The 24,936-nt window shown below is 61.1% G+C and carries 22 protein-coding genes; 13 read left to right on the top strand and 9 right to left on the bottom strand.

Annotation, left to right across the window (positions count from 1 at the left end):
- Positions 1-18: 18 nt before the first annotated feature.
- Positions 19-426 carry a hydroxyisourate hydrolase gene (uraH, locus tag CSQ93_RS18440; RefSeq protein WP_099379271.1) on the top strand — a complete coding sequence of 136 codons (408 nt, stop codon included), beginning with the start codon at positions 19-21 and terminating at the stop codon, positions 424-426.
- 2 nt (positions 427-428) lie between these two features.
- Here uraH and CSQ93_RS18435 read toward each other — a convergent pair whose 3' ends face one another.
- Positions 429-1,127 carry a glutathione binding-like protein gene (locus CSQ93_RS18435; RefSeq protein ID WP_099379270.1) on the bottom strand — a complete coding sequence of 233 codons (699 nt, stop codon included), beginning with the start codon at positions 1,125-1,127 and terminating at the stop codon, positions 429-431.
- Between the two features lie 177 nt (positions 1,128-1,304).
- On the opposite strand from CSQ93_RS18435, the gene CSQ93_RS18430 reads away from it, so the two are divergent.
- Positions 1,305-1,730 (top strand): hypothetical protein, encoded by a 426-nt coding sequence (locus CSQ93_RS18430; protein ID WP_099379269.1) that lies wholly within the window; start codon positions 1,305-1,307, stop codon positions 1,728-1,730.
- Positions 1,731-1,734: 4 nt separating this feature from the next.
- Here the strand turns inward: CSQ93_RS18430 and CSQ93_RS18425 are convergent, their stop codons facing one another.
- Positions 1,735-3,381: a methyl-accepting chemotaxis protein gene (locus tag CSQ93_RS18425; protein WP_099379268.1), complete on the bottom strand. Its 1,647-nt coding sequence runs from the start codon at positions 3,379-3,381 to the stop codon at positions 1,735-1,737.
- Between the two features lie 313 nt (positions 3,382-3,694).
- On the opposite strand from CSQ93_RS18425, the gene CSQ93_RS18420 reads away from it, so the two are divergent.
- Positions 3,695-4,060 (top strand): hypothetical protein, encoded by a 366-nt coding sequence (locus CSQ93_RS18420; protein ID WP_046683244.1) that lies wholly within the window; start codon positions 3,695-3,697, stop codon positions 4,058-4,060.
- On the opposite strand, the gene CSQ93_RS18415 is transcribed toward CSQ93_RS18420, so the two are convergent.
- Positions 4,054-4,491 (bottom strand): hypothetical protein, encoded by a 438-nt coding sequence (locus CSQ93_RS18415; protein WP_099379267.1) that lies wholly within the window; start codon positions 4,489-4,491, stop codon positions 4,054-4,056. The genes CSQ93_RS18420 and CSQ93_RS18415 overlap by 7 nt on opposite strands.
- Before the next feature lie 168 nt (positions 4,492-4,659).
- Between CSQ93_RS18415 and CSQ93_RS18410 the strand changes: the two genes are divergently transcribed.
- On the top strand, positions 4,660-5,502 hold the full coding sequence (locus CSQ93_RS18410) for an AraC family transcriptional regulator (protein WP_233516243.1): 843 nt from the start codon (positions 4,660-4,662) through the stop codon (positions 5,500-5,502).
- A gap of 55 nt (positions 5,503-5,557) precedes the next feature.
- Here CSQ93_RS18410 and folE read toward each other — a convergent pair whose 3' ends face one another.
- Both folE and nudC read right to left on the bottom strand, forming a co-directional pair.
- Positions 5,558-6,124 carry a GTP cyclohydrolase I FolE gene (folE, locus tag CSQ93_RS18405; protein ID WP_035822985.1) on the bottom strand — a complete coding sequence of 189 codons (567 nt, stop codon included), beginning with the start codon at positions 6,122-6,124 and terminating at the stop codon, positions 5,558-5,560.
- A 78-nt stretch (positions 6,125-6,202) separates the two neighbouring features.
- The gene (gene nudC, locus CSQ93_RS18400; protein WP_099379300.1) at positions 6,203-7,036 is read right to left on the bottom strand and encodes an NAD(+) diphosphatase; all 834 of its coding nucleotides are present in this window, start codon (positions 7,034-7,036) and stop codon (positions 6,203-6,205) included.
- A gap of 293 nt (positions 7,037-7,329) precedes the next feature.
- Between nudC and CSQ93_RS18395 the strand changes: the two genes are divergently transcribed.
- The 5 genes from CSQ93_RS18395 to CSQ93_RS18375 all read left to right on the top strand — a co-directional run bounded on the left by CSQ93_RS18395 (position 7,330) and on the right by CSQ93_RS18375 (position 15,815).
- Entirely contained in the window at positions 7,330-9,663 is a 2,334-nt protein-coding gene (locus CSQ93_RS18395; protein WP_099379265.1) for a catecholate siderophore receptor Fiu, read from the top strand.
- Between the two features lie 381 nt (positions 9,664-10,044).
- Positions 10,045-11,358 (top strand): dicarboxylate/amino acid:cation symporter, encoded by a 1,314-nt coding sequence (locus CSQ93_RS18390; RefSeq protein ID WP_035822991.1) that lies wholly within the window; start codon positions 10,045-10,047, stop codon positions 11,356-11,358.
- Positions 11,359-11,466: 108 nt separating this feature from the next.
- Positions 11,467-12,459 (top strand): porin, encoded by a 993-nt coding sequence (locus CSQ93_RS18385; protein WP_099379264.1) that lies wholly within the window; start codon positions 11,467-11,469, stop codon positions 12,457-12,459.
- Positions 12,460-12,568: 109 nt separating this feature from the next.
- Positions 12,569-14,479 carry a sensor histidine kinase gene (locus CSQ93_RS18380; protein WP_099379263.1) on the top strand — a complete coding sequence of 637 codons (1,911 nt, stop codon included), beginning with the start codon at positions 12,569-12,571 and terminating at the stop codon, positions 14,477-14,479.
- A complete protein-coding gene (locus CSQ93_RS18375; RefSeq protein ID WP_034781227.1) occupies positions 14,472-15,815 on the top strand; it encodes a sigma-54-dependent transcriptional regulator in 1,344 nt (447 codons plus the stop codon). The genes CSQ93_RS18380 and CSQ93_RS18375 overlap by 8 nt, the downstream gene beginning before the upstream one ends.
- Here the strand turns inward: CSQ93_RS18375 and CSQ93_RS18370 are convergent, their stop codons facing one another.
- The gene (locus CSQ93_RS18370; protein ID WP_099379262.1) at positions 15,816-16,553 is read right to left on the bottom strand and encodes a metallophosphoesterase family protein; all 738 of its coding nucleotides are present in this window, start codon (positions 16,551-16,553) and stop codon (positions 15,816-15,818) included. It lies immediately after the preceding gene.
- 225 nt (positions 16,554-16,778) lie between these two features.
- Between CSQ93_RS18370 and CSQ93_RS18365 the strand changes: the two genes are divergently transcribed.
- Positions 16,779-17,627 (top strand): MipA/OmpV family protein, encoded by an 849-nt coding sequence (locus CSQ93_RS18365; protein ID WP_099379261.1) that lies wholly within the window; start codon positions 16,779-16,781, stop codon positions 17,625-17,627.
- A 6-nt stretch (positions 17,628-17,633) separates the two neighbouring features.
- Here the strand turns inward: CSQ93_RS18365 and CSQ93_RS18360 are convergent, their stop codons facing one another.
- Complete coding sequence (locus tag CSQ93_RS18360; RefSeq protein WP_099379260.1) at positions 17,634-18,122, bottom strand: GNAT family N-acetyltransferase; 489 nt, start codon at positions 18,120-18,122, stop codon at positions 17,634-17,636.
- Between the two features lie 278 nt (positions 18,123-18,400).
- Here CSQ93_RS18360 and CSQ93_RS18355 point away from each other — a divergent pair, with 278 nt between their 5' ends.
- The 3 genes from CSQ93_RS18355 (at position 18,401) to CSQ93_RS18345 (ending at position 23,459) form a co-directional block, all read left to right on the top strand.
- The gene (locus CSQ93_RS18355; RefSeq protein ID WP_099379259.1) at positions 18,401-19,318 is read left to right on the top strand and encodes an ABC transporter ATP-binding protein; all 918 of its coding nucleotides are present in this window, start codon (positions 18,401-18,403) and stop codon (positions 19,316-19,318) included.
- Between the two features lie 10 nt (positions 19,319-19,328).
- Complete coding sequence (locus CSQ93_RS18350) at positions 19,329-22,910, top strand: ABC transporter permease/M1 family aminopeptidase (RefSeq protein ID WP_099379258.1); 3,582 nt, start codon at positions 19,329-19,331, stop codon at positions 22,908-22,910.
- A gap of 132 nt (positions 22,911-23,042) precedes the next feature.
- Positions 23,043-23,459, top strand: coding sequence for a hypothetical protein (locus CSQ93_RS18345; RefSeq protein ID WP_099379257.1), 417 nt, complete (start codon positions 23,043-23,045; stop codon positions 23,457-23,459).
- Positions 23,460-23,472: 13 nt separating this feature from the next.
- On the opposite strand, the gene CSQ93_RS18340 is transcribed toward CSQ93_RS18345, so the two are convergent.
- Positions 23,473-23,949: a DUF1203 domain-containing protein gene (locus CSQ93_RS18340; protein WP_099379299.1), complete on the bottom strand. Its 477-nt coding sequence runs from the start codon at positions 23,947-23,949 to the stop codon at positions 23,473-23,475.
- A gap of 192 nt (positions 23,950-24,141) precedes the next feature.
- The gene (ssb, locus tag CSQ93_RS18335) at positions 24,142-24,651 is read right to left on the bottom strand and encodes a single-stranded DNA-binding protein (RefSeq protein ID WP_034781209.1); all 510 of its coding nucleotides are present in this window, start codon (positions 24,649-24,651) and stop codon (positions 24,142-24,144) included.
- Positions 24,652-24,936: the final 285 nt, after the last annotated feature.

The following is a 24,936-nucleotide window of genomic DNA, read 5'->3' as shown; positions in this document are numbered from 1 at the left end:
CACTCAACGGAAAAACGCATGAAATCCATTCTTCCCGGCAGCATCCTGCTCGCCTGCACCTGCCTGTGCGCCATGGCGCAAGCCGCCAATCCCCTGAGCGTGCACATCCTCGACTTGCAGAGCGGCCAGCCGACGGCGGGCGTGACGGTCACCCTGGAGCACAAGCAGGGCGACGGCTGGCAACAACTGGGCAGTGGCGTGACGAATGGGCAGGGGCGCATCGCGGCCATGTATCCGGAAAATATCGCCATGCAGGCGGGTGATTACCGCATCGTGTTCAAGACAGGCGAGCACTATGCACGCCTGAAACAGGAAACGTTTTTCCCGGAAATTCCTGTGCAATTTCACGTGGAAAAGACTGACCAGCACTATCACATTCCCTTGCTGCTCAGCCCTTTCGGTTTTTCAACCTACCGAGGAAATTAAGTTTAACCGAGCGTCTTCGCCGTCTGTCCGAACAGCACGCTTTTCGCGTCGCCGCTGACGGTCGGTTGCACATTGATTTCAGCCGCCCGCGCATACGCGCGCACGGTGGCGGGACGGGCAGCAATGGCGGCGAACCAGCGCGCCAGGTGCGGGAAGTCTTCCAGCTTCTGGCGCTGGCGTGCGTGCGGCACGATCCACGGGTAGATCGCCATGTCGGCGATGGAATAGCTGTCGCCGGCCACGAATTCGCGGTCCGCCAGGCGCTTGTTCAGCACGCCGTATAGCCGGTTCGTTTCGTTGACGTAGCGCGTGATGGCGTAATCGATGGGCTCGGGCGCGTACTGCACGAAATGGTGGTTTTGCCCGGCCATGGGGCCAAGGCCGCCCATTTGCCAGAACAGCCACTGCATGACTTCGGCACGTCCCCGCACATCCACCGGCAGGAATTGCCCGCTTTTCTCGGCCAGGTATTGCAAAATCGCGCCCGACTCGAACAGGGACAGCGGTGCACCGCCATCTTCCGGCGCCTGGTCGACGATGGCGGGGATGCGGTTGTTCGGCGCGATGGCGAGAAATTCGGGCTTGAACTGGTCGCCCTTGCCGATATGCACGGGAATGATGTTATAGGGGATGCCCGCTTCTTCCAGGAACATCGTCACTTTGTGCCCGTTGGGCGTGGTCCAGTAATACAGGTCGATCATCGTGGTCTTTCCAGGTAGATAAGTGGGGCAGGCGCACTTGGCATAACTATTGTCGCGCCGCAACTGATATGCATGGATATAATGCCACGTAAGCGGAAAACAAGACGGCGCAAGCACCCACTAGCGCCGTCACGCAGGCATCCCGACATTCCCGAGCACCAACCAAGAAAGCCGACCATGCGCAAACTCCTGATCGTCACGCTGTCCGTCCTGCTGTCAGGCTGTGTCCAGGACTTCGCCATCTACATGTTCGATGGGCAAGACCATTCCCTGACCGTGCGCCGTCAGCAACGTTATTTTTGGCAAGATACCGTGGAAGTGCAGCTGATGGCGACCAATTTGCCGCAATGCCAGCGCCTGCATACCCTGTCGACGGATGCACCGGCCGACATCACCGTCGAGCTGTTTGCGGCTGGCGATGGCTTGTGGAATATCCGCATGGGCAAGCAGCTGTGGCAGGCGGAAACGAATACCTGCAATGAACTGACGGAAATGGAAAACGACCCGAAAGCCGACCTGGGCCAGCCGGTCGGGCAATTCGTGGTCGTTGATGACAAGCTGGAATTCGAACCGGCGCCGCAAGCGGCGGCACCAGCCCAATAAGTCCTTAGCGCGCCGCCAGGCTGCGCAGCGGCTTTTTCGCCACGGCGCGTGGCGCGCCAGCCGAAGTGGCCGCCAGGCGCGGCGATGTTCCCGACTCTTGCGCCGACAGTTTGAAGCGGGCCACCAGTTGCGCCAGCACGGCCGCCTGGTCCTGCATGCTCGACGCCGCCGCCGCCGCCTCTTCCACCAGTGCCGCATTTTGCTGCGTCACGCTATCCATCTCCGTAATCGCCTGGTTGACGTGGCCGATGCCCGTGCTTTGCTCGTGCGAGGCGGCCGTGATGTCGGCCATGATGTCGGTCACGCGCGACACGGAAGCGACCACCTGATCCATCGTCGTGCCCGCCTGTGCGACGAGGGTGCTGCCGGCGGCGATGCTGTCGACGGAAGCGCCGATGAGTTCCTTGATTTCCTTCGCTGCGCCAGCGGACCGTTGCGCCAGGTTGCGCACTTCCGACGCCACGACGGCAAAGCCGCGTCCCTGTTCGCCGGCACGCGCTGCTTCCACGGCCGCGTTGAGGGCCAGGATATTTGTCTGGAAGGCAATACCATCGATGACGCCGATGATGTCGACGATCTTGCGCGACGAGGCGTTGATGGTGTCCATCGTGCCGATCACTTGCGCCACCACGGCGCCGCCCTGACGGGCCACGGCGGAAGCGGACTGCGCCAGTTCATTCGCCTGCACGGCGTTGCCCGCGTTTTGCGTCACGGTCGAGGTCAATTCCTCCATCGAGGCGGCCGTTTCTTCCAGCGAACTGGCTTGCATTTCCGTGCGCGCCGACAAGTCCATATTGCCGCTGGCAATCTCGCTCGACGCGGTGGCAATCGTCTCGGCGCTGTGGCGGATTTCGCTGATCGCATCGACCAGATTGGTCTGCATGGTTTTCATCGCGTACAGCACGCTGTGGCGGTCGTTGGCATGCGTGCGCACGACGCCGCTCAAATCGTTATTCGCGATCTTTTCGGCCACGTCGGCCGCATACTCGGGATCGCCGCCCAGCGCATGGCGCAGGCTGCGGTTGATCACGACGACGACGGCCGCCAGCAGCGCACACACCAGTACCAGCACGCCCAGCGAGGTCAGCAGCGACTGGCGGAAGGCCGCATCGATATCATCCATGTACACGCCCACCACCAGGGTCCAGGCCCATGGCTTGTAGGCCACCACGCGGCTCATCTTCGGTTCGGGGGTTTTCTGGCCCGGACGGGGGAAATAATAGTGAACGAAACCCTTGCCCGCATCGCTCTTGCCGACGGTAACGATGTCGCGGTACAGATAGGTGCCGTTGGCATCCTTGAAGTCCGACATGTTCTTGCCATCGGTTTGCGGCGCGGCGGGATTCATCACGACGACGGCATCGAGGTTGATGATGGACAAATAACCGGTCTCGCCGAAACGCATGCTCTTGATGACGGCCGTAGCCTGCTTTTGCGCCTCTTCCTTCGTCAAGGCGCCGCTGGCGGCCAGGTCGCCGAACATCTTGACGGCGCCCAGGCCCAGGTCGGCGGCATTGCTCAAGTCGGCGCTGCGCTCCTCGATGCGGATCTTGCGCACTTCCAGGGCGTTATAGACAAAAATAACGGTGATGCACAACAGGCTGCAAATCAGGGGGATCCATAACTTCTGCTGGAACGTCAATTTCTTCATGCTGTGTCTCCGACTGTAGATTTGCGGCGATGGGGGTGTAGCCCGCTTCCGGCTCTACGGCCAGGAATGCGGCGGCGACGGTACTCTGGCGGCACCGTTCAGACGACTCCAGCATACGCTCGAACGACCGACATTTACAATGCCGGGAAGCAATGATTTTTGCCCGGTGTTGTTAATGCGTTGCGACAATTGATGAGAATTGATGCTGCATTGCAGTAAAAAAGCACGCAGATAGGCGCTGGCAAGGCAGGCGGGAGTGGCGTGCGTGTGTCAAAATGCACGCCGTATATTCAATGAATCACGAAAGCACAGCATGACCAAGAATGAAGCCATGAAACGCATCAACGACCGCCTGGGCAAACCCACCCTGACGGACAAGAACACGCATTTTGCCAGCGTCGCCAGCTATGGCACCGACGAAGGCTGGTGGCTGAAGATCCCCTTCCTGACATTCAAGCAGGAACTGCACTTCATCCTCAACAATGAGAAAACGAAAAGTTTCCAGCACCTGAAAATCGGCGCCAACCAGATTCTCAGCCCCGGCATGAAATTCCGCAGCACGGGCGGCGCGGCCGACGCCTTCATGTCGGCTTCGGCGCCGAAACGCCTGGTCGACTTGCTCGACGGTGGCAGCAAGTACAACTTCACCAAGCATTTCATCAACGACTACCGCTACTGATGCGCGGCCGAGCTGCCGTCACCTGGCGGCAGCCGCGGCGGTAGCCAGGCCCTGAGCAAATGCTGCGCGATGTCGAGCGCGTCGTCGCGACTGGTGCCAAAGTGTAAAGGGTAGCCCCAGAACTGGCCGAACATGACGGCGAAGGCCTTGCCGGCCAGGCGCCTGGCGGCGCTCGGTTCGACCAGCACCATGCCCTGGATATACGCGCGCAAGGCGGCCTTGTGCCGCTTCATCCACAGCACGGCGCGCTTGCGCTCTTCCTGCGGATGGTCATGCCCATCCTCGTCCAGGCCTTCTTCGCTGAGAATCACAAACGCCTGCTGGCGCGCCAGCAAGTCCTCGAACTGGGCGAACAAGGCATCGTCGGGGCTGCTGGCGGCGTTGTCGCGGCGCATCCAGACGAGGGGGAAATCGGTGATATCGAGTTGCATGGGAGACTCCTTCAAGGGGTTGCCGTTCCTCCTCACCTTCATCAGAACACGGGCGGCGGCGGTTGCCGTTGAAGCGGGGCTGCGGATGCCCATACGATAGCGTTGGCGGCATTGCGCGTCATTGCATAAAATAGCCACAATATTATTCAATCCAGCCAAAGTCTTCCCATGCCCCATCCCCTCTTGCCCAGCATGCTGACGGCCCACCTGGGCCTGGACGATGACGCCTCCATCCTCGATTTCGATGTCGATGGCGTGCTGCGTCCCCTGCTGGCCGTGGGCCTGGCCAGCGTGCCCGAGGATGCCGAGCAGGCGCCGCACCAGCACCGCAAGGGGCAGTTGCTGTATGCCACGCGGGGCGTGATTCATTGCGAGGTGGAAAGCGGCGTGTGGATCGTGCCGCCGCAGTGCGCCGTGTGGATACCGGGCGGCCTGATGCATTCGGCGCAGGGCGTGGGCGAGGCGGAATGCTATTGCCTGTTTGTCGAGCCGGCCATGGCGCCGGCCTTGCCGGCCGTCTGCTGCACCGTGGCCGTTTCGCCGCTGCTGCGCGAACTGATCACCAAGGCGGCCGGTTTTCCCACTCTGGCCGCGCTGCAGGGCGCGCAGGAACGCCTCGTGCTCACCCTGCTCGATGAACTGGCGGCCGCGCCCGTGGAAGACTTGCATTTGCCGATGCCGCACGATGCGCGTTTGCGCTGCCTGGCCGCCCTGCTGCTGGCGCAGCCTGCCGATAAAAGCACCCTGGCCGAATGGGCCAGCCGCATCGGCATGAGCGAGCGCAGCATGACCCGGCAGTCCTTGGAAGAAATGGGCATGAGCGTGGGCCGCTGGCGTCGGCAATTGCACGTCATCCTTGCCTTGCAACGACTGGCGCAAGGCCACAGCGTGAAAGCGGTGGCACTGGAACTCGGCTATGAAAATACCAGCGGTTTTGTCACCATGTTCCGCAAGGCGGTGGGCAAGCCGCCGGCGCGCTACCTGGCGGAGCGGGAATCCAGGAGAATATAAAAACGCATAAAAAAAGGCGGCATATGCCACCTTTGTCTTGCATTGTCGCCGAAAATCAGACTTCGCGTGCCAACGCCAGAAACTCCGTGCGCAGCGCCAGGTTCGGCTGCATCTCGCCCAGCATGGCCGAGGTGATGGTTTCTTCGCCCGGCGTGCGGATGCCGCGGCTTTCCATGCACAGGTGGCGGCAGCGTACGACCACGCCCACCGATTTCGGTTCCAGCACTTCCATCAGGGCATTGGCGATCTGCATCGTCATGCGTTCCTGCACTTGCAGGCGCTTGGAGAAGCAATCGACGAGGCGCGTCAGTTTCGACAGGCCGACGATCTTGCCGTTAGGCACATAACCGATGGTGGCCTTGCCGAAAAATGGCGCCAGATGGTGTTCGCAATGGCTGTAGACGGGGATGCCGCGCACGACGATCAGCTCGTTGTACTGTTCCGCGCCATCTTCAAACGCTTTCAGCAAGTCCACCGGGTCCTGGCCATAGCCGGACGTCCAGTGCTTCCACGCCTTGGCCACGCGCGCCGGCGTTTCCAGCAAGCCAGGACGCTGCGGATCTTCGCCAAAGCTGCTGATCAGCCGGCGCCAGTCGTTTTCGGAGAATTCTTCTTGAGACATGCTAAACCACCCTAAAATTTTCAATTGCCGCCAGTATATAGAAAATGCGGCAAGCTGCCCGAGCAACCCTGGCTTTTCCTATGCCGTTGGCGGACGGTGGGCGCGCACCAGCAGCGCGGAAATCGACACGCTCGAACTCGCTTCCGGCCACGCATCGCCGGGGCCGAACCAGCGCGCCTCGGCGATCTCGTTCTCGTCAAGGCGAATTTCGCCATCGAGGTAATCGGCCGTAAACGCGATCATCAGCGAATGGGGAAACGGCCATGATTGGCTCATGAAGTACTGCAAGTTATGCACGCGCAAACCCACCTCTTCCATCACTTCGCGGTGCACGGCTTCCTCGATCGATTCGCCCGCTTCCAGGAAACCGGCGAGCGGACTGAAGCGCTGCGATGGCGAATGCTTGTGCATGGCCAACAGCACCTGGTCGGCCTTGCGGATGAGCACCATCATGGCTGGCGAAATGCGCGGATACGCGAGCATGCCGCAAGCGGCGCAGGTGAAGCAGCGTTCGCCGCGTGTGCGCTGCATGGGCGTGGCGCACACGCCGCAATGGCGGTGCGTGCGCGCCCACTCGGCCAGTTGCGCGGCGCGGCTGGCCAGGCCCAGGAACGCGTCGTCGACGGCATTGAACAACGAACGCATGCCGTGCCAGGCCAGGCCGTCGCCCGGCTGCAACTCTTCGTCGGTCCAGACCGTCTGGCAATAGCGGCCCTGCCACAAGCCCACGGGCTGGGCGCGGCTCAGGTCAATATCGAGCGCGGCCGCCTCGGCGGCGGTGGGCAGGGTCAGGTCCGGCGTTCGCAACAATAAACGTCCGCGATGAAAGACAAACGTCAGCGTCTGTTCGGCGGTCGGAGCCGGTTCGGGAGCGTCGATCAGGGGCACAAAAGCGTCAGGAGTATGGAGCATGCTTGGCGGAAATTTGTAAAGGTTGCTCATCATACTCTCGCTCCCGGACGCCTGCCCGCGTAGCAGCGGTTCGGCCGCAAAGCAAGCATTCATGCGGCATCACAGTGTTTTTTTTCCGGCACACAAAAATCGTTGCGTAAACGAGACTGATAACGATTCTCATTTACGAAATAGCGCCCAATTATTACAATGTCACACAACCCGTTTCCCCAGCCAGCCACTTGTCCGCGTGCGATAGCACCGCGCGCAGCGCCAGCCAGGAACCACTACCCTGACCTTATCGAGAGAGCAAGATGGCAATCAAGAGCCGCAAACACGCCCCAACCCGTTTCAACCAGCACATCGGCGCCGCCCTGGCCGTGATGCTGCTGCCCGTCGTCGCCCAGGCGGCCGACCCAGCCGGCCAAAGCGCCCCGGCATCGCAGCAAATGCTGAACGAAGTCAAGGTCGTGGGGTCCAAGGAAAATGATTTCAAGGCCGAAAAAGCCTCGTCGCCGAAATACACGGAAGAGCTGGTCAATACGCCGCAAACCATCGTCGTGATCAAGAAGGAATTGATCGAACAGCAAGGCGCGCTGACCCTGACGGACGCGCTGCGCAACACGCCTGGCGTCGGTACTTTCTTCCTCGGTGAAAACGGCAACACGAACACGGGCGACGCCGTCTACATGCGCGGTTTCGATTCGTCCGGCAGCATCTATGTCGATGGCGTGCGCGACGTGGGTTCCATCGCGCGCGACGTCTTCAACATCGAGCAGATCGATGTCCTGAAGGGCCCGGCGGGCACGGACAGCGGCCGCGGTTCGCCGACCGGTTCGATCAACCTGGTCAGCAAGACGGCCACCATGGAAAACAAATTCAACTCGCTGCTGACAGCAGGCAGCGGCAAGCAGAAGCGCGCCACGGCCGACTGGAACCGCATCCTCGACAGCGATACCGGCACGGCCTTGCGCCTGAACCTGATGACGCAGGACAGCGGCAATCCGGCGCGCGATGAAGTCACGAACAAGCGTTGGGCCTTCGCGCCCACCGTCACCTTCGGCATTGGCAAGCCGACGCGCATCACGGCCAGCTACCTGCACGTGGATCAAAACAACGTGCCCGACGGCGGCGTGCCGACCATCGGCTTGCCAGGCTACTCGACGCCGGACGTCGCCACGAAGGAGCAACCGGTCATCCGCACCTTCCTGAACGGCGCCGCCAAGGTCGATCCGAAGAACTTCTACGGTTCCACCTCGGACTACGACAAGGTCAAGGCCGACATGGGCACCTTGCGCATCGACCATGATTTCTCGCCCAACGTACAGCTCCAGAACACGACGCGCTACGGCAAGACCCAGCAGGACTACCTGCTGACGGCCTTCATGGGCAGCCAGGCCAACCTGAAGACGCCGGTCACCACCGATCCGTCGACCTGGACGCTGGCGCGCTCGCTGCGCACTGTGAAGGACCAGGAAAACACGATCCTGACCAACCAGACCGTGGTCAGCGCGCAATTCGACACGGGCGTGCTGAAGCACTCCCTGGTGGCCGGCGCCGAGTTCACCAGCGAAAAACAGACCAACTACAGCTATGTGCCAGCCACCTTGGGCACCTTGCCGGATGCTAATCTGTACAATCCGAATCCGCGCGACACCGTCACCGGCCACAATCCCGTGCGCAGCGGCGCCTTCACGGAAGGCGAAGTCAACACGCAAAGCCTGTATGTGTTCGACACCGTCAAGTTCGGCGACAAGTGGATCTTCAACGGCGGCGTGCGCTTCGACCATTTCAACACCACGTATGACGCCGTCGCCCTGCAAGCGGCCGTGGCCAAGGACCAGGTACAAAAACTGCCGGTCGGCACGCCGATTCCTACCCATTTGACCCTGAGCGACACCTTGGCCAACGGCAAGATCTCGGCCATGTACAAGCCGACGCCGGACAGCAGCGTGTACGCCTTGCTGGCCACGTCGAAAGCGCCACCTGGCGTCAACTTCGCCCTGAGCACGGGCGCCAACAGCGCGCAAAACCCGAACTATGACCCGCAGGAAACCATCACCAAGGAAATCGGCACCAAGTGGGACTTCCTGAAGCAAAAGCTGTCGCTGTCGGCCGCCGTCTACCAGACCACCGTCAAGAATGAATTGGAACAAGATCCTGTCATCTCGACCATCTATTACCAGACCGGCAAGAAGCGCGTGCAAGGCCTGGAACTGGGCGTGGTGGGCGAGATCATGCCGAACTGGCTGGTCAGCGCCGGCTACACGCGCATGAATACCAAGGTCGAGTCGAACAAGGTCTTTACAGCCAGTGGCGAGAAGAGCCTCACCTACACGCCAAAACAGGCGTTCACCAGCTGGACTTCGTACACCCTGCCGTTTGGCCTGAAGATCGGCGGCGGCGCGCGTTACGTGGGTGAAATGCTGCGCGGCACCGATGGCGCCGTCGGCACGCCGGCCCGCGTGGATGCCTACTGGGTCTTCGACGCCATGGCAACCTACACCGTCAACAAGAACCTCGACTTGCAGTTGAATGCCTACAACCTGGCCGACAAGACCTATGTGGCGGCCATCAACAAATCCGGCTTCCGCTACACTCCGGGCCAGCCACGTTCGTTCAGCCTGACGGCGAATATCAAGTTCTAACGTCAAGAATAGTATTCCGCAACATCGGGCCCCTCTTCGGAGGGGCTTTTTTATTGTCCTGATAATCTTGTCTTTTTGGCGCACCTCCGCCCTGCCGCGACTAGCGTATGAAAAGTCATACAGCGATGCGCTTGCGCGTCCAATATTTCGCGCAAGTGTGCGAAATTGCGACATCCTGACAACAAAAAAGCCGCCTTAAATCAACAACTTAAGAAGTTATGTAGGAAATTCCAATTTCAGGCATATCCTTTGCTATGTACAGGTTTTGCTGCAAATAATCGCTAGCACGCAAGGGCTTGTTTTTGAGAAATATTGACTCCAAGCTTGAGTTGCTCGCTATCAATAATCCGCTCACAGCGGCGTTTCACCGGAGGAGTCAAAATGAAAAAGAAACGGCCATTAACCCTGTACATCCTGATTGCCATGATCCTCGGCATTGCCGTGGGCTATGGATGCAACACCGCCTTCCCTGATGCCAAGCTCAGCGCTCAAATCGCTGGCAATATTTCCATCGTCACCGACGTCTTCCTGCGCCTGATCAAGATGATCATTGCGCTGCTGGTGTTCTCCACCCTGACGGTCGGTATCGCCCACATGGGCGACGGCAAGACGGCCGGCCGCATCGGCCTGAAAGCCATGTGCTGGTTCGTCGTAGCCTCGCTCGTTTCGCTGGCGCTGGGCATGGTGCTGTCGAACCTGATGCAGTTGGGAACCAACCTCGGTTTGCCATTGCCGGACGTACACGCTTCAACCAATCTGAAAACGGCCGCCTTCACCTTGAAAGATTTCTTCACGCACCTGGTGCCGAAGTCGCCGATCGAGGCCATGGCCAACAATGAAATCCTGCAAGTGCTGGTGTTCTCGATCTTCTTCGGCGGCGCACTGGCCGGCCTGGGCGAATCGGGCAAGACCCTGACAGCCGTCGTCGACCAGCTGGCACAAGTCATGCTGCGCATCACCGGCACCATCATGAACCTGGCCCCACTGGCCGTGTTCGCCGCGATGGCCTCCGTCATCACCACCCACGGCCTGGGCGTGCTGGTCACGTTTGCCAAGTTCATGGGCGGCTTCTACGTCGGCCTGCTGTGCCTGTGGGCCCTGCTGATCGGCGCCGGCTTCGTCGTCATCGGTCCGCGCATCTTCAAGCTCGTCGGCCTGATCCGCGAACCATTCCTGCTGGCATTCTCGACGGCCAGCTCGGAAGCGGCGTATCCAAAACTGCTGACGGCGCTCGACCAGTTCGGCGTGGACCGCAAGATTTCCAGCTTCGTGTTGCCAATGGGCTACTCCTTCAACCTCGATGGTTCGATGATGTACTGCACCTTTGCCGTGCTGTTCATTGCGCAAGCCTATGGTATCGATCTGTCGATCGGCACGCAGATCACCATGCTGCTGCTGCTGATGCTGACCTCGAAAGGCATGGCCGGCGTACCGCGCGCCTCGCTGGTGGTGATTGCCGCTACCCTGAACCAGTTCAATATTCCGGAAGCCGGCTTGCTGCTGCTGATGGGCGTCGACCAATTCCTCGACATGGGCCGTTCGGCTACCAACGCGGTCGGCAATGCCGTCGCCACGGCTGTCGTCGCCAAGTGGGAAGGTGGCCTGGCCACCGAGGAAGAAGCCGCTGCCGCCAACGCGGCCAGCCAGAACACGGAAAGCCATTGGGGCGAAGCGGATCACGCTAGCAAAGCCTGATAGCGCCATGGCCCGCCACAAGCGGGCCATTTATTTGTTGTCGATGTTGAGTAACAAGCAGTCAGGTAGTGCGATCAGTAGTCATTCCAACTTATTAGAGAGATTTTCATGAAAAAAGTCCTGTTTACCCTGCTGACCCTCGGCGCAGCCTCCACCGGCGCCATGGCCCAATCGAGCGTGACGATCTATGGCGTGGCTGACGCCGGCCTGGTATTCGACAAGGATGCGGCTGGAGACCGCCTGAACCGCGTCGCTTCCGGCGTCGCTTCCGGCTCGCGCATCGGCTTCAAGGGCAAGGAAGACCTGGGCGGCGGCCTGGCCGCTACCTTCGTGCTGGAAAGCGGCTTCAATATCGACACCGGCACCTCGGGCCAGGGCGGCCTGCTGTTCGGCCGCCAGGCATATGTCGGCCTGACCGGCAGCGCCGGCGCCGTCACCCTGGGCCGCCAATATTCTCCGTACTACCTGGCCCTGCGCGACGTGGCCGATCCATTCGTCATCGGCCTGGCCGGCACGGCATCGAACCTGATGGTGACGAATATCCGCGTCGATAACATGGTGCAATACACCACGCCGACCTGGAGCAAGCTGTCGGCCGACCTGGCGTATGGCTTTGGCGAAGTGGCCGGCGACAATGCGAAAAACCGCAGCATGGGCGGCGCCGTGCACTACATCGACGGTCCGCTGAACGTGACCCTGACGCACCACCGCAAGGAAAATGCGCTGGCGACCCAGCAAACGCGCAACACCCTGCTGGCCACGCGCTACGACTTTGGCGTAGTGCAAGGCAACTTCGGCTACGCCGACAACCGCGCCCTCGACGACAGCAAGAGCAACGACATCCTGCTCGGCTTCAGCGCACCGTTCGGCGCCACCAAGCTGGTCGCATCGTACATCCGCCACAACGACAAGAGCAACGCCAACCGTGACGCCCAGCAGTGGGCCATCGGCGCGTTCTACGCCCTGTCCAAGCGCAGCGACCTGTACACCGGTTACGGCCACATCAGCAACAAGAACGGCGCCACCTTCGTCGTCGGCAATGCCACGGACAATGGCACCGGCAACAGCGGTTTCAATTTAGGTATGCGTCATACGTTCTAATCGCGGCTAGTTACAGCGCAGGCCGCCGGATGCACATCCGGCGGCTTTTTTATTTCCGCGATTACTTAAATGCGATACTGTGGGTTCTTGCAAGTTGGCAGCTGATTTTATGAATAGCAGTACTACGAAACCCTCCCTTTCCTGGCGCCAGCGCCTGTCGCAACGGTCGGGCCGCGAAACGCTGGCCTGGGGCGTCGTGCTGGCCGCCTGCCTGGCCACCGTCTGGCTCGTGTATTTCTGGACCGAACGCATCGCCATCGGCAAGCTGCAGGCCAGCGGTGCGCAACGCCTCGAGGTATATGTCAGCAGCCTGGAAAATGCGCTGGAAAAATACGACTTCCTGCCCAAGACCCTGGAGCTGAACCGCGACGTGATCCGCTTGCTGCAGCACCCGGAAGACCCGGTGCTGGTCGATACGGTCAACCATTACCTCGAGCAGATGAATGCCCAGGCGAAATCCTCGACCATTTTCATCAGCAACCTCGACGGCAACACGCGCGCCGCCAGCAACTGGCAGCAGCCCGACAGCTTTATTGGCGACAATATCTCGTTCCGCCCCTACGCCCAGGATGCGCTGCGCGGCACGCCGGGCCGCTTCTATGGCGTGGGCACAACGCGGCTGGAACCCGGTTACTTCTTTGCCCACGGCATCTACCAGAATGGCCACATGCTGGGCCTGGCAACGGTGAAGGTGAACCTGGAAACCCTGGAAAAACGCTGGGTGCAGGGCGCCGACAAGGTCATGCTGGCCGACGAGCACGGCGTGATTTTTCTCAGTTCCATGGCGGACTGGAAATACAAGACCCTGGCGCAGCTGTCGCCCGCGATCGTCGAAGAACTCAATCGCACGCGCCAGTATTATTCGAAGCAGCTGGAAGCCATCCCCTTCATTTCCGACCGCCAATTGGGCAATGGCGCCCGCGTGATCAGCGTGCGCGAGCAGGAACACGCCGACACGCCACCGAAGATCAGCTCGAGCGTCATGACGCAGATCAAGCTCAAGTCGCCGCAAGGCTGGACTTTCATTTATTTGTCGGATCTGGCGCAGGCCAAGGCCAGCGCGCGCGCGGCGGCCGCCTTCTCTTGCGTGCTGCTGGGCTTTTTCATGCTGCTGTTCTTTTACCTGCGCCAGCGCCGCGCGGCCGTGGCGCAAAAATTGCGCGCCCGCGAAGATCTGCAACATGCTTACGACAACCTGGAAGCCATGGTCGAGGAACGCACCTCGGAACTCAATGCCATGACGCAAAGCCTGAGCCAGGAAATCGACGTGCGCAGCAAGGCCGAGCAAAAACTCCACATCACGCAAAACGAACTGTTTCAAGCCGGCAAGATGGCCGTGCTGGGGCAAATGTCGGCCAGCATCACGCATGAACTTAACCAGCCGCTGACGGCGCTGCGCACCATGTCCGACAATGCCGTCATCCTGCTGGAGCGCGGACGGCTCGACGACGCGCGGCGCAACCTGGCGAAGATATCGCAAATTGCGGCCAGGATGGGGACCATTACGGGTCAATTGAAGATTTTTGCGCGCAAGTCGACGACCAGCCTGACCTCCGTCTCGATCCCCACGGCGATCAGCAATGCCCTGTTCCTCGTCGAACGCCGGCTGCAGGTGGAAAATGTGCGTTTCACCCTGCAACTGCCACCGGAAGACATCTTCGCCATGTGCGAAAGCAACCGCCTGGAGCAGGTGCTGGTCAACCTGTATGCGAATGCGCTGGACGCCATGAACGGCAGCGACGTGCGCAGCCTGCGCGTGGCCGTCGAATGCACGCCCGAGCACGTGCTGATCCACGTGGCCGACACGGGACCCGGCTTGTCCACGGAAGTGTGCGAACACCTGTTCGAACCGTTCTTCACGACAAAACCGCAAGGCCTGGGTCTGGGCCTGGGACTGGCCATTTCCGAACAGATCACGCGCCAGTTCGGCGGCGTGCTGCGCGCCGAAAACGCCCCCGGCGGCGGCGCCATCTTCACCATCGAACTACAGATTGCAACGCAGGAGGAAAAACATGTTTGACGGCTTGAAGGTCTTGCTGGTCGAGGACGACCCCACCGTACGCGAGGGCAGCGAGCAGGCACTACAGCTGGCCGGCCTGGACGTGCTGGCGTTTCACTCGGCCGAGCTGGCCTATAAACTGCTGACGCCGGATTTTCCCGGCATCGTGGTCAGCGACGTGCGCCTGCCCGGCATGAGCGGCCTGGAATTGCTGCAAGCGGTCAAGACACTCGATGCCAACCTGCCCGTGATCCTCGTCACGGGCCACGGCGACATCACGATGGCCGTGCACGCCATGCGCACGGGCGCCTACGATTTCATCGAAAAGCCGTATTCGTCCGAGCAACTGGTCGACGTCATCCTGCGCGCGCTGGAAACGCGGCGCCTGACCCTGGAAGTGCACAGCTTGCGCCGGCAACTGGAAGACGGCGGCGGCATCGAATCGCGGTTACTGGGTAATTCCGTGGCAATGCGCGACATACGGCGCCTGATCCTCGACGTTGCAGACGAACCGGCCGACGTGCTGATCTATGGCGACACGGGCACCGGCAAGGAAATGGTGGCGCGCTGCCTGCACGACTTCAGCCACCGCCGCAAGCACAACTTCGTCGCCGTCAACTGCGGCGCGATTCCCGAAAGCATATTTGAAAGCGAGGTCTTCGGCCACGAACCGGGGGCGTTTACGGGCGCGGCCAAGCGGCAAGTGGGCAAGATCGAGCACGCGGATCAAGGCACTTTTTTCCTCGATGAAATCGAATCGCTGCCCCTGTCCTTGCAAGTCAAATTGCTGCGCGTGCTGCAGGAACGCTATATCGAACGCCTGGGCTCGAACGTGCCCACGCCCGTCGACGTGCGCGTCATCGCAGCGGCCAAGCTGGACCTGGAAGACTTGTCGCAGCAACAGAAATTCCGCAGCGACCTGTACTACCGCCTGAACCTGATCGTGCTGCATCTGCCGCCGTTGCGCGAACGGCGCGAGGATATTCCCATCCTGTTCGAACACTTCGTGCTGGCCGCCGCCGCCCGCTACAACCGCGCCGCGCCCGTGGTCTCCAGCGCGCAGATGCGCAACCTGATGGCCCATTCCTGGCCCGGCAATGTGCGCGAGTTGCGCAACATCGCCGACCGCTTCGTGCTGGGCATCGCCGGTGGCGCCTCGAGCCTGCTGGCAGCCGGACTGGCCAGCCCCCTGTCGCTGGCGGAGCAGGTCAACGGCTTCGAACGCGCCCTGATCGAACAGGAACTGCGCGCATATTCCGGCAACGTCAGCGAAGTGAGCACGGTGCTCGGCTTGCCGAAGCAGACCTTGTACCACAAGATGCAGAAGTACAATCTGGTGGCCGAAGAGTTCCGCTGATCAGCCGACCCGGCCCGCGCGCAAGGGCAAGGCCCAGTCGGGCCGCCCATTCGCCAGCGCCAGCCGGGCCGCTGTTTCCCAGTCATATTCCACGGCGTGCAGCTGCGCCGTCCAGGCGCCGTCCACTCCCTGTTCGGCGATGGCATAGCGCGCATGCGGCGTGCCGTTTTCCATCAGGTGCGGGTACACATGGTCATCGTCGTAGGCCTGCAAACCCACGCTGCCCGGATTGACGATCAGCCGCCCATCAGGCAGGCGCACCTGCCGCGGCATGTGCGTGTGGCCGCACAGGATCAAGGCCGCGTCCGTTGTCCCGGCGCGTTCGGCTACCTCCTGCGGCGTGGCGGCGCGGCTGCCTTGCGGCGTGACGCTGTCGAGGAAATATACGAGGTCGCTGCTGGGCGTGCCGTGCACGAGCAGCACGTCATGCCGCAGGCGCAAGGTGGCGGGCAGCGCCGCGATCCAGGCTAGTTGCTCCTGCAACAGTTGCGCGCGCGCGTAGGCGTCCGACACGCCCATGCGGACCGGATCGCCCAGCAGCTGGCGCTCGTGGTTGCCGCGGATGGTGGGTAAATCGAGCCCCATCAGGCGTGCCGCCGTGGCGCGCGGCTGCAGATGGCCCGAAACGATATCGCCCAGGTTGACGGTCACGTCTACATTACGCCGGGCGATGTCGGCCAGCACGGCGTCCAGCGCATCCAGGTTGCCGTGGATATCGGAAATGGCGGCGATTCTCATGCGGTGTCTCCTCCTGTTGCACACCATTTTGCCCGCGTTCCCCATCGCAGGCAATGTCGGCATGTACCAGCCGTTACACGCGGTAGGACAAATCCGACGGTAATTTGCGCCGTGCGGCTACGTGATCTAAATGTAACAGTTGCTACCATTTCCTCATTGCACTGTTGCCCAGCGTGGGCCGCCCAAGCGTCGCGACAGTTTTCACTTTATCTTGAGGAGTTGCCCATGTCTGCCATGTCCGTGTCCACCCGCCTGTCCCCACCACGCCCGCACCACCTCGCCATGCGCGGCGCCATGATGCTGGGTGTGCTGGGCATTGCCGCGGCGAGCGCCACGGCGCGGGCCGAGCCGTCGCCGGCACTGGACCGTGTCAGTCTGTCGGTGGGGGCGTTTTCCGCCGATCCGCGCATCAATATCGGCGCCGACACGCAGTTTGGCCGCATCGACGCGCCCGAATCGAATCCCAAGCATACGACCATTCCGCGCATCAAGGCCGAATTGCTGATCGGCGACCGCCACGGCCTGGCATTCGACTACTACCGCTATGACAAATCCTATACTCCTACTCTCAGCGGCCAGACCACCATCAATGGCCAGCCCGTGACAGGCACGGCCAGCGCAGATGCCGATCTGAAACTGGACCTGGCCAAGATGTCGTACCGATGGTGGCTGGGCAGCGGCAACGACACTTTCGGCATCGGCCTGGGCGCGGCCTATTACAATGCAAACCTGAACGGCACGGCCACCGGCATCGTCAATGGCGAAACGGCCACGGCGCGCGATTCCATCGGCGAGCACGCGTTCGCGCCGCTGCTGGAAGTGGGCTGGCGCCACGCGTTTACACCGGACTTGCGCATGTATGCGGAAGCATCGGGCATCAAAAAAAATGGCGGGCGCATCAACGGCCACATCTACGGCGGCAATATCGGCGTGGAATGGTTTCCGTTCAACAATATCGGTTTCGTGGCCGATTACGGCATCTCGAAAATCAAGCTGCACCGCGATAGCGAACGCGATGCGGACTTGAACGTGCGCCTGACAGGACCGTCGGCGTATGTGAAAGTGCGCTTCTAAACGCGCTCAGGCCGCCGGTTTCAGCAAGGTCAGCTGGAACTGCGGCAAGGCCGGATCGTCGTATGGCTCGCCCCTGGCAAACGGCAGGCGTGCAAACGCGTGGCGCCAGAACGCGCAGGCAGCGGCATCGTCGCGAAACGTCGCCACCAGCCACGTCTGCGCGCTGTCCAGCAGCACCCTGCGCACCACTTCCAGCGCCACGCCCCGGCGCCGGTATTTCTTCAGGATAAAAAAGTCGCTGAACTCCTGCACGGCCAATTCACCCGCCATGCCAGGCTCCGTGAGGAAAAAGCCAGCCAGTTCGCCATCGACCTCGATCCAGCTGGCCGTATGCCCGGGCGTATGCACATACTCGGCCAGCCCCGCGTCGCACACGTCGTAGCGGCCATCGGCCAGCACACTTTCTCCGCTCCAGGCGGAATTGTCATAACAGTACAGCTGGAACAGCTGCGCCAATGCCCCCTCTTCGCCCGGGGCAACGGCGCGCAAAGTCATGTTTCCTGGCGTTGCAGGCATATCCCCATCCTTTTCGCATCATGGCGTCACTGAAACTGGCGAGTGTAGCATTGCGTCACTCATCCCCGCCCTCCTGCATTTCATGCCTGCATTTCCTCACTTGGTCACAAAACCATTTTTTCATGCCAGTTGCTTATATATTATTACTCTTAAGTAACATCCGCCATCGCGGTTGATAAAAACAAGGGTGATCCCCTTCCACAGGCCGGCAGGCACGCATCTGCCGGCGTTTAGACCCACGTCCTGGAGAGTGCTGCATGCTAAAGATCAAACAGCTGAACAAAACCTATGCCAATGGCGTCAAGGCCATCAACAATGTCAGCCTGGACATTCCGAACGGAATGTTCGGCTTGCTGGGGCCGAATGGCGCGGGCAAGTCTTCGCTGATGCGCACCATTGCGACATTGCAAGACCCCGATAGCGGCAGCATCCATTTCGATGGCGTCGATGTGCTGCAGGACAAGGCCGGCTTGCGCCGCCAGCTCGGCTATCTGCCGCAGGATTTTGGCGTGTATCCGAAGGTCAGCGCGGAAACCCTGCTCAACCACTTTGCCGTGCTCAAAGGCTTGACGGAAAAGGGCCCGCGCAAGGAAGCCGTGGAAGCGTTGTTGCAGCAAACTAATCTGTGGGAAGCGCGCAAGCGCAACCTGGGCACGTATTCGGGCGGCATGCGCCAGCGCTTCGGCATCGCCCAGGCGCTGCTGGGTGCGCCGCGCCTGGTGATCGTCGATGAGCCCACCGCCGGCCTGGACCCTGACGAGCGCAATCGTTTCCTGAATCTGCTTGCCAAGATCGGCGAGCAGGTGGTGGTGATCCTGTCGACCCACATCGTCGACGACGTGACGGACCTGTGCCCGCGCATGGCCATGATCGTCAAGGGGCAGGTGCTGGTGCAGGGCGAGCCGCAGGCGGCCATCGATACGCTGCTCGGCAAGGTGTGGCGCCGCAGCGTCGGCATGGACGAGCTGGCGCAGTACCAGCAGTCGCACAATGTGCTGTCGACGCGCCTGGTGGGCGGCAAGCCGCAGATCAATGTGTATGCCGACAGCCAGCCCGACAGCGGCTTCGTGCAGATCGCCCCTGACCTGGAAGACGTGTACTTCCTGCACGTGCGCAACGCTGCCCGCAACGGCGCCGCCGTTCCCGCTGCGGCACCGTCCGCCGTCGCGGCGTAAGGAGCGCGCCATGTGGAAGGAATTTTTCAAGTTTGACCTCGGCTACCAGCTGAAACAGCCGCTGCTGTGGGTATTTGCCGTCATCCTGGCCTTGCTGGCCTTTGGCGCCAGCAGCAGCGATTCGATCCAGATCGGCGGCGCCATCGGCAACATCAACCGCAATGCGCCCACCGTGGTGGCGCAGTTGCTGACGATGTTCAGCCTGCTGTCGATGTTGCTCATCACCATCTTCATCGCCGGCGCCGTGCTGCGCGACAGCGAAGTGGGCATGGCCGACATGCTGTTCGCCACGCCCATGCGTAAATGGGATTACCTGTTCGGCCGCTTCGCCGCCGGCTTTTTCGCCTGCCTGGCCATCTTCGTCTGCATCGCCTTCGGCATCATGCTCGGCCCCCTCATGCCTTGGGTCGATCCGCAGCGCGTGGGCGCGTTCTCGCTGCAGGCATATGCGTGGAGCTTTGCCGTGATGGTGATTCCCAACCTGCTCTTCATCGGCGCCCTGCTGATGCTGCTGGCGGCCACCACGCGCTCGATGATGCTGGTCTACGTGGGCGTGCTGGGCTTTTTCGTGCTGTGGGGCACGGCTGGCGCCTTTACGCGCGACATCAACAACGAATGGATCGCCGTCCTGCTCGATCCGTTCGGCATGCGCGCCCTGGGCCGCATGACGCGCTACTTCACGTCCGCCGAAGCGAACGCGGGCCTGCCGCCGTTTGCCGGCTTCCTGCTGGCCAACCGCTTGCTGTGGCTGGGTATCACGGCGCTGCTGTTCACCGCTACCGTGATCCTGTTCAAGCCGCAACGCACGGGGACGGGCAAGCGCCTGTTCGGCAAGCACAAGGCGGAAACGCTCGCCCCCGCCGTCACGGCGCCGCGGGACTTGCCGCGCAGCATCCCCACCTTGACGGCCGCGACGGCCTGGCGCCAGTGGTGGCAAATCCTGCGCTTCGACGCCGCCGGCGTCTTCAAGAGCCTGCCCTTCCTCGTCATGCTGCTGTTCGGCATGATCAACCTGATCGCCGCCGCCAATGTCAGCAAGAACATGTATGGCACGGCCGTGTATCCGATGACGCATTTGCTGTTGCAGCAGATCAGCAACAGCTTCAGCTTCCTCCTGATCATCATCGTCACCTTCTATGCGGGCGAACTGATCTTCAAGGAACGGCAAGTGAGGATCGCCGACGTCAGCGACGCCATGCCCGTACCCGATTGGGTGCCACTGCTGGCCAAATGCACGGCCCTGGTCGGCGTCATCGCCGGCTACCTGCTGGCGGGCGTCCTCACGGCCATCGGCTTCCAGCTCGTCAAGGGCGGCGCGCCCGTGGAACTGGGGCTGTACCTGAAAGGCACCCTGCTGGGCGCCCTCTTCTTCGTGCTGATGAGCTTGTGCGCCCTCACCCTGCAAGTGCTGTCGAATAACAAGTTCATCGGCTACCTGCTGGTGATCCTGCTGATGGTGGCGCAAGCCGTGCTGGGCATGCTGCACTTCGAACACAATCTGTACGCCTTTGGCGGCACGCCGGCCATCCCGTATTCGGACATGAATGGCTACGGCCACTTCTTCACGGGCTGGGCCTGGTTTGCGCTGTACTGGAGCCTGTTCACCGTGGCGCTTGTCATGCTGGCGCAGGCATTCTGGGTACGCGGCCTGTCGACCGGCTGGCGGAGACGCCTGGGCCTGGCTCGTCAACGCCTGCAAGGCCGTACGGGCGCCGCGCTGGCCGTGGTGCTGCTGTGCTGGGCAGGCACCGGCGGCTGGATCTTCTACAACACGAACATGCTGAACAAATACGAGACCTCGGACATCGGCATGGACAGGCAGGCGCGCTACGAAAAACTGTACAAACAGTACCAGCACTTGCCGCAGATGAAGATCACGCAAGTCCAGGCCAATGTGGATATTTATCCTGAGCAACGTAAAGTCTTGATCAAGGGTCACTACGTGCTGCAAAACAAGACGGCGCAGCCGCTCGATACCCTGCGCATCCAGCTCAATCCAGACCTGGAAACGCACTGGTTGAACTTGCCTGAGCACAAGGTAGCGCTCGACGACAAGGCGCTCGGTTTCAGCATCCTCAAGCTGGCCCAGCCCCTGGCGCCCGGCGCCACCCTGCCGCTCGACTTCACGGTGGCCGTCACGCATCAGGGCTTCACCAACAGCGGCGCAGCGGACCAGGTCAACCTGAACGGCAGCTTCTTCAACAACCAGGCGTATTTTCCGCACTTCGGCTATGCCAAGGAGATGGAGTTGACGGACCGCAATGAGCGCCGCAAGCGGGGACTGGGCGAACCGCAGCGCATGGCCAAGCTGGAAGACGCTACCGCGTATGGCGACACGGTGCTGGGCGGCGATGCCGACTGGATCCATTTCGACACGACGGTGTCCACCAGCGGCGAGCAGATCGCCCTGGCGCCCGGCTATCTGCAAGGCAGCTGGGAAAAGGATGGCCGCCGCTATTACCGCTACAAGATGGACCAGCCGATGCTGCCGTTCTTTGCCTACCTGTCGGCGCGCTGGGAAGTCAACAAAGGCGAATGGCACGGCTTGCCGATCGAAATTTATTTCGACAAGAAACACGGCTACAACACGGACCGCATGATCACTTCCGTGCAAAAGTCGCTCGACTATTACAGCACCGAGTTCACGCCTTACCAGCACAAGCAGGTGCGCATCCTCGAGTTCCCCGGCTACCAGAGCTTCGCCCAGTCGTTTGCGAATACGATTCCGTATTCGGAAGGCATCGGCTTCATCGCCGACCTGCGCGACAAGGAGGACATCGACTACGTGTTCTACGTCACGACGCATGAAATGGCGCACCAGTGGTGGGGCCATCAGGTGATCGGCGCCAACGTGCAGGGCGCCACCATGCTGATGGAGTCCTTGGCGCAGTACTCGGCCCTGATGGTGATGGAAAAGGAATACGGCCGCGACAAGATGCGCCGCTTCCTGCGCTATGAACTGGACCGCTACCTGAGCGGGCGCGGCGGCGAAGCCATCGAGGAATTGCCGCTGGCGCGCGTAGAGGGACAGCAATACATCCACTACAACAAGGGCAGCCTGGTGTTTTACCGCCTGCGCGACGAAATCGGTGAAGCCGCCTTGAACCGTGCCCTGAAACGCTATCTGCAGGACAAGGGCTACCAGCAGGCGCCATTCACCACCGCATCGGAATTGCTGGCCTACATCCGCGCCGAAGCGCCGCGGGACAAGCAGGCCCTGATCACGGACCTGTTCGAGAAAATCGTGTTCTACGATAACCGCGTGACCCAAGCGAAAGCCGTGCAGCGCAAGGATGGCCAGTGGGACGTCACGATGCAGCTGCACCTGGCCAAGCTGGAGTCGGACGGCAAGGGCAAGGAAAGCCCGCGCGCCTACGACGAACCGGTAGAGATCGCCATCTTCGCGCGCGCGCCGGGTGCCAAAGAAAAGGATGAAAAAGTCCTGTTCACGGACAAACGCGTGTTGTCGGGCAGTGACCCCGTGGTGACGATTACGGTGAAGGAAAAACCGTTTGAAGTGGGCGTCGATCCGTACAACAAGATGATCGACCGGGTCTCGCGCGATAACCGCAAGGAAGTCAGTACCCAATAAGGCTTGCATCAACGCGCTTGATGCAACGCAAATCGGCCGCGCCTTCGATGAGTGCGCGGCCGTTTTTTGTGCCTGGCGTAAGATGGAAAGCGCCAGCAACCGTGCTGGCATCAACGTCAAAGGGAAAACCGCATGCCGCATCGTCCATTGCCCATCCACGCCTGCCTGCTGCTGGCGGCACTCGTCTTCGCCACGCCCGCCTGGAGCGCCGATCCCATCCACAAGGAAAGCGTGACATTGACGGCGAACCAGGCCACGCATACGGTCAAGGGCAAGATCAAGGGCTACGCCACGGCCGAATACACGCTCACGGGCAAAGCGGGCCAGAGCCTCGGCGTCAAGCTGAAAACCAATCAACCGTCGAATTACTTCAACATCCGCCAGCCAGGCCAGGACGAAGCCCTGTTCATCGGCTCGACCAGCGGCAACAGTTACCAGGCAAAACTGCCGGCCGATGGCGAGTACACGGTACAGGTCTACCTGATGCGCAACGCGGCGCGCAGGAATGCGGTGGCGGCATACACGCTCGATATCGGCTTGCGCGATTAGATAAGGGAGCAAATCAGGCGCGGTCAATGCGGTCGATGCGACCCGCATAACAGCCCCGCTTGGCATTGTGAACGTGGATATAACTGACGTCCGCATTGCCAAATAGTCGTGCAATGACGGCTTCCATGGCGGTGCCGTCCACCACGTCGGCATCGAGCATCATGCCATCGGCAGCATAGGCACGCAGCGACAATAAACGCAACCGCATCGATTCCGGCACCTGATTGACGGCATCGTACGCTTGCGTGGCACCCTCGCGCACAAAAATGGCGTGGCAAGCCCGGTAGGGCGTCATGGCGGGTTGGCACACATGATTCAATAACAGCACGGTCTCACCCAGCTCGGCGTCCACCAGCGTAATACGGTCAGGAAATCCGGGATGTTGGTCGACCACATAGCGCCGTATGCCGAGCGCGGTCAACTCGGCATCGGATAAGGAAAAAAAAGGCAGAAAAGGCTCGGGCGACAAACCCGTAATACGAAAATCCATGCTGTTCTCCGGTGGCGTCAAAACCGCCATCAGACCAGCATCCGGACAGCGCCGCCATCCGCTTCTTGCTGTGGAATGTGACCATGCATTCCGCATCACCTTCTACTGCCCGCGCCCATAAAAAAGCCTGCTTCACGGATGAAGCAGGCTGTTTATCGACAGTGCCTGACGGCAGGCGTCAGAACGGCGTATTTAGAACGGGATATCGTCGTCCATGTCCGAGAAGTTCGGTGCTGGCTTCGGTGCCGGGCGTGGTGCTGGCGCCGGGGCTGGACGCGGTGCTGGCGCCTGGCGCGGAGCCGGGGCTTCGTAGCCGCCGCCACCGCCGTAGCTGTCATCGCCACCGCCGGCGTCGCCGCCCATGCCGGAGCGACCGCCCAGCATTTGCATCTGTTCAGCGATGATGTCGGTTGCGTACTTCTCGACGCCGTCCTTGTCCGTGTATTTACGGGTTTGCAGACGGCCTTCGACGTAGACGGACGAACCTTTTTTCAGGTATTGGCCGACGATTTCCGCCAGGCGGCCAAAGAACGAGATACGGTGCCACTCTGTCAATTCTTTTTGTTCGCCCGTGTTGCGGTCCTTCGATTTGTACGAAGTGGCCACGGCGATGTTGGCGATCGCGTCGCCGCTAGGCATGTAGCGGATTTCCGGGTCACGGCCCAGATTGCCGACGATGATGACTTTGTTGACTGATGCCATGAATAACTCCTGATGAACTGCAGCGGGAGCCGGTGTCCCGCGCGGTAGTTTAGTGTACTAAACGAGGATTATAAGCGACCACGCGGCGCAAAGCACCCGCTTTCTGGCGGACGCCCTCTCCCGTGCGGCAGCAGGTTTTTTTCACGTCAGGTGAAAACAAGAAACTTGAATACTGGTATTATATACAGTGTTTAAACGTCTGCACGCATCTGTATCAAACTTTGTCAGGGCACGTTCGCCTGGCGGCGCAATCCGCCCATGGACGCCTCAGGCATGCAGAGCAAA

This window comes from Janthinobacterium sp. BJB426, assembly GCF_002735705.1.
Classification (GTDB): Bacteria; Pseudomonadota; Gammaproteobacteria; order Burkholderiales; family Burkholderiaceae_D; genus Janthinobacterium.
The sequence above is the reverse complement of the archived record's forward strand: the minus strand, read 5'-3'. Positions and strand labels throughout refer to the sequence as shown.

Excerpts from the sequence above, each read along its gene's own strand:
- uraH (WP_099379271.1), top strand. The coding sequence starts at position 19 with ATGAAATCCATTCTTCCCGGCAGCATCCTGCTCGCCTGCACCTGCCTG.
- CSQ93_RS18435 (WP_099379270.1), bottom strand. The coding sequence starts at position 1,127 with ATGATCGACCTGTATTACTGGACCACGCCCAACGGGCACAAAGTGACG.
- CSQ93_RS18430 (WP_099379269.1), top strand. The coding sequence starts at position 1,305 with ATGCGCAAACTCCTGATCGTCACGCTGTCCGTCCTGCTGTCAGGCTGT.
- CSQ93_RS18425 (WP_099379268.1), bottom strand. The coding sequence starts at position 3,381 with ATGAAGAAATTGACGTTCCAGCAGAAGTTATGGATCCCCCTGATTTGC.
- CSQ93_RS18420 (WP_046683244.1), top strand. The coding sequence starts at position 3,695 with ATGACCAAGAATGAAGCCATGAAACGCATCAACGACCGCCTGGGCAAA.
- CSQ93_RS18415 (WP_099379267.1), bottom strand. The coding sequence starts at position 4,491 with ATGCAACTCGATATCACCGATTTCCCCCTCGTCTGGATGCGCCGCGAC.
- CSQ93_RS18410 (WP_233516243.1), top strand. The coding sequence starts at position 4,660 with ATGCCCCATCCCCTCTTGCCCAGCATGCTGACGGCCCACCTGGGCCTG.
- folE (WP_035822985.1), bottom strand. The coding sequence starts at position 6,124 with ATGTCTCAAGAAGAATTCTCCGAAAACGACTGGCGCCGGCTGATCAGC.
- nudC (WP_099379300.1), bottom strand. The coding sequence starts at position 7,036 with ATGCTCCATACTCCTGACGCTTTTGTGCCCCTGATCGACGCTCCCGAA.
- CSQ93_RS18395 (WP_099379265.1), top strand. The coding sequence starts at position 7,330 with ATGGCAATCAAGAGCCGCAAACACGCCCCAACCCGTTTCAACCAGCAC.
- CSQ93_RS18390 (WP_035822991.1), top strand. The coding sequence starts at position 10,045 with ATGAAAAAGAAACGGCCATTAACCCTGTACATCCTGATTGCCATGATC.
- CSQ93_RS18385 (WP_099379264.1), top strand. The coding sequence starts at position 11,467 with ATGAAAAAAGTCCTGTTTACCCTGCTGACCCTCGGCGCAGCCTCCACC.
- CSQ93_RS18380 (WP_099379263.1), top strand. The coding sequence starts at position 12,569 with ATGAATAGCAGTACTACGAAACCCTCCCTTTCCTGGCGCCAGCGCCTG.
- CSQ93_RS18375 (WP_034781227.1), top strand. The coding sequence starts at position 14,472 with ATGTTTGACGGCTTGAAGGTCTTGCTGGTCGAGGACGACCCCACCGTA.
- CSQ93_RS18370 (WP_099379262.1), bottom strand. The coding sequence starts at position 16,553 with ATGAGAATCGCCGCCATTTCCGATATCCACGGCAACCTGGATGCGCTG.
- CSQ93_RS18365 (WP_099379261.1), top strand. The coding sequence starts at position 16,779 with ATGTCTGCCATGTCCGTGTCCACCCGCCTGTCCCCACCACGCCCGCAC.
- CSQ93_RS18360 (WP_099379260.1), bottom strand. The coding sequence starts at position 18,122 with ATGACTTTGCGCGCCGTTGCCCCGGGCGAAGAGGGGGCATTGGCGCAG.
- CSQ93_RS18355 (WP_099379259.1), top strand. The coding sequence starts at position 18,401 with ATGCTAAAGATCAAACAGCTGAACAAAACCTATGCCAATGGCGTCAAG.
- CSQ93_RS18350 (WP_099379258.1), top strand. The coding sequence starts at position 19,329 with ATGTGGAAGGAATTTTTCAAGTTTGACCTCGGCTACCAGCTGAAACAG.
- CSQ93_RS18345 (WP_099379257.1), top strand. The coding sequence starts at position 23,043 with ATGCCGCATCGTCCATTGCCCATCCACGCCTGCCTGCTGCTGGCGGCA.
- CSQ93_RS18340 (WP_099379299.1), bottom strand. The coding sequence starts at position 23,949 with ATGGATTTTCGTATTACGGGTTTGTCGCCCGAGCCTTTTCTGCCTTTT.
- ssb (WP_034781209.1), bottom strand. The coding sequence starts at position 24,651 with ATGGCATCAGTCAACAAAGTCATCATCGTCGGCAATCTGGGCCGTGAC.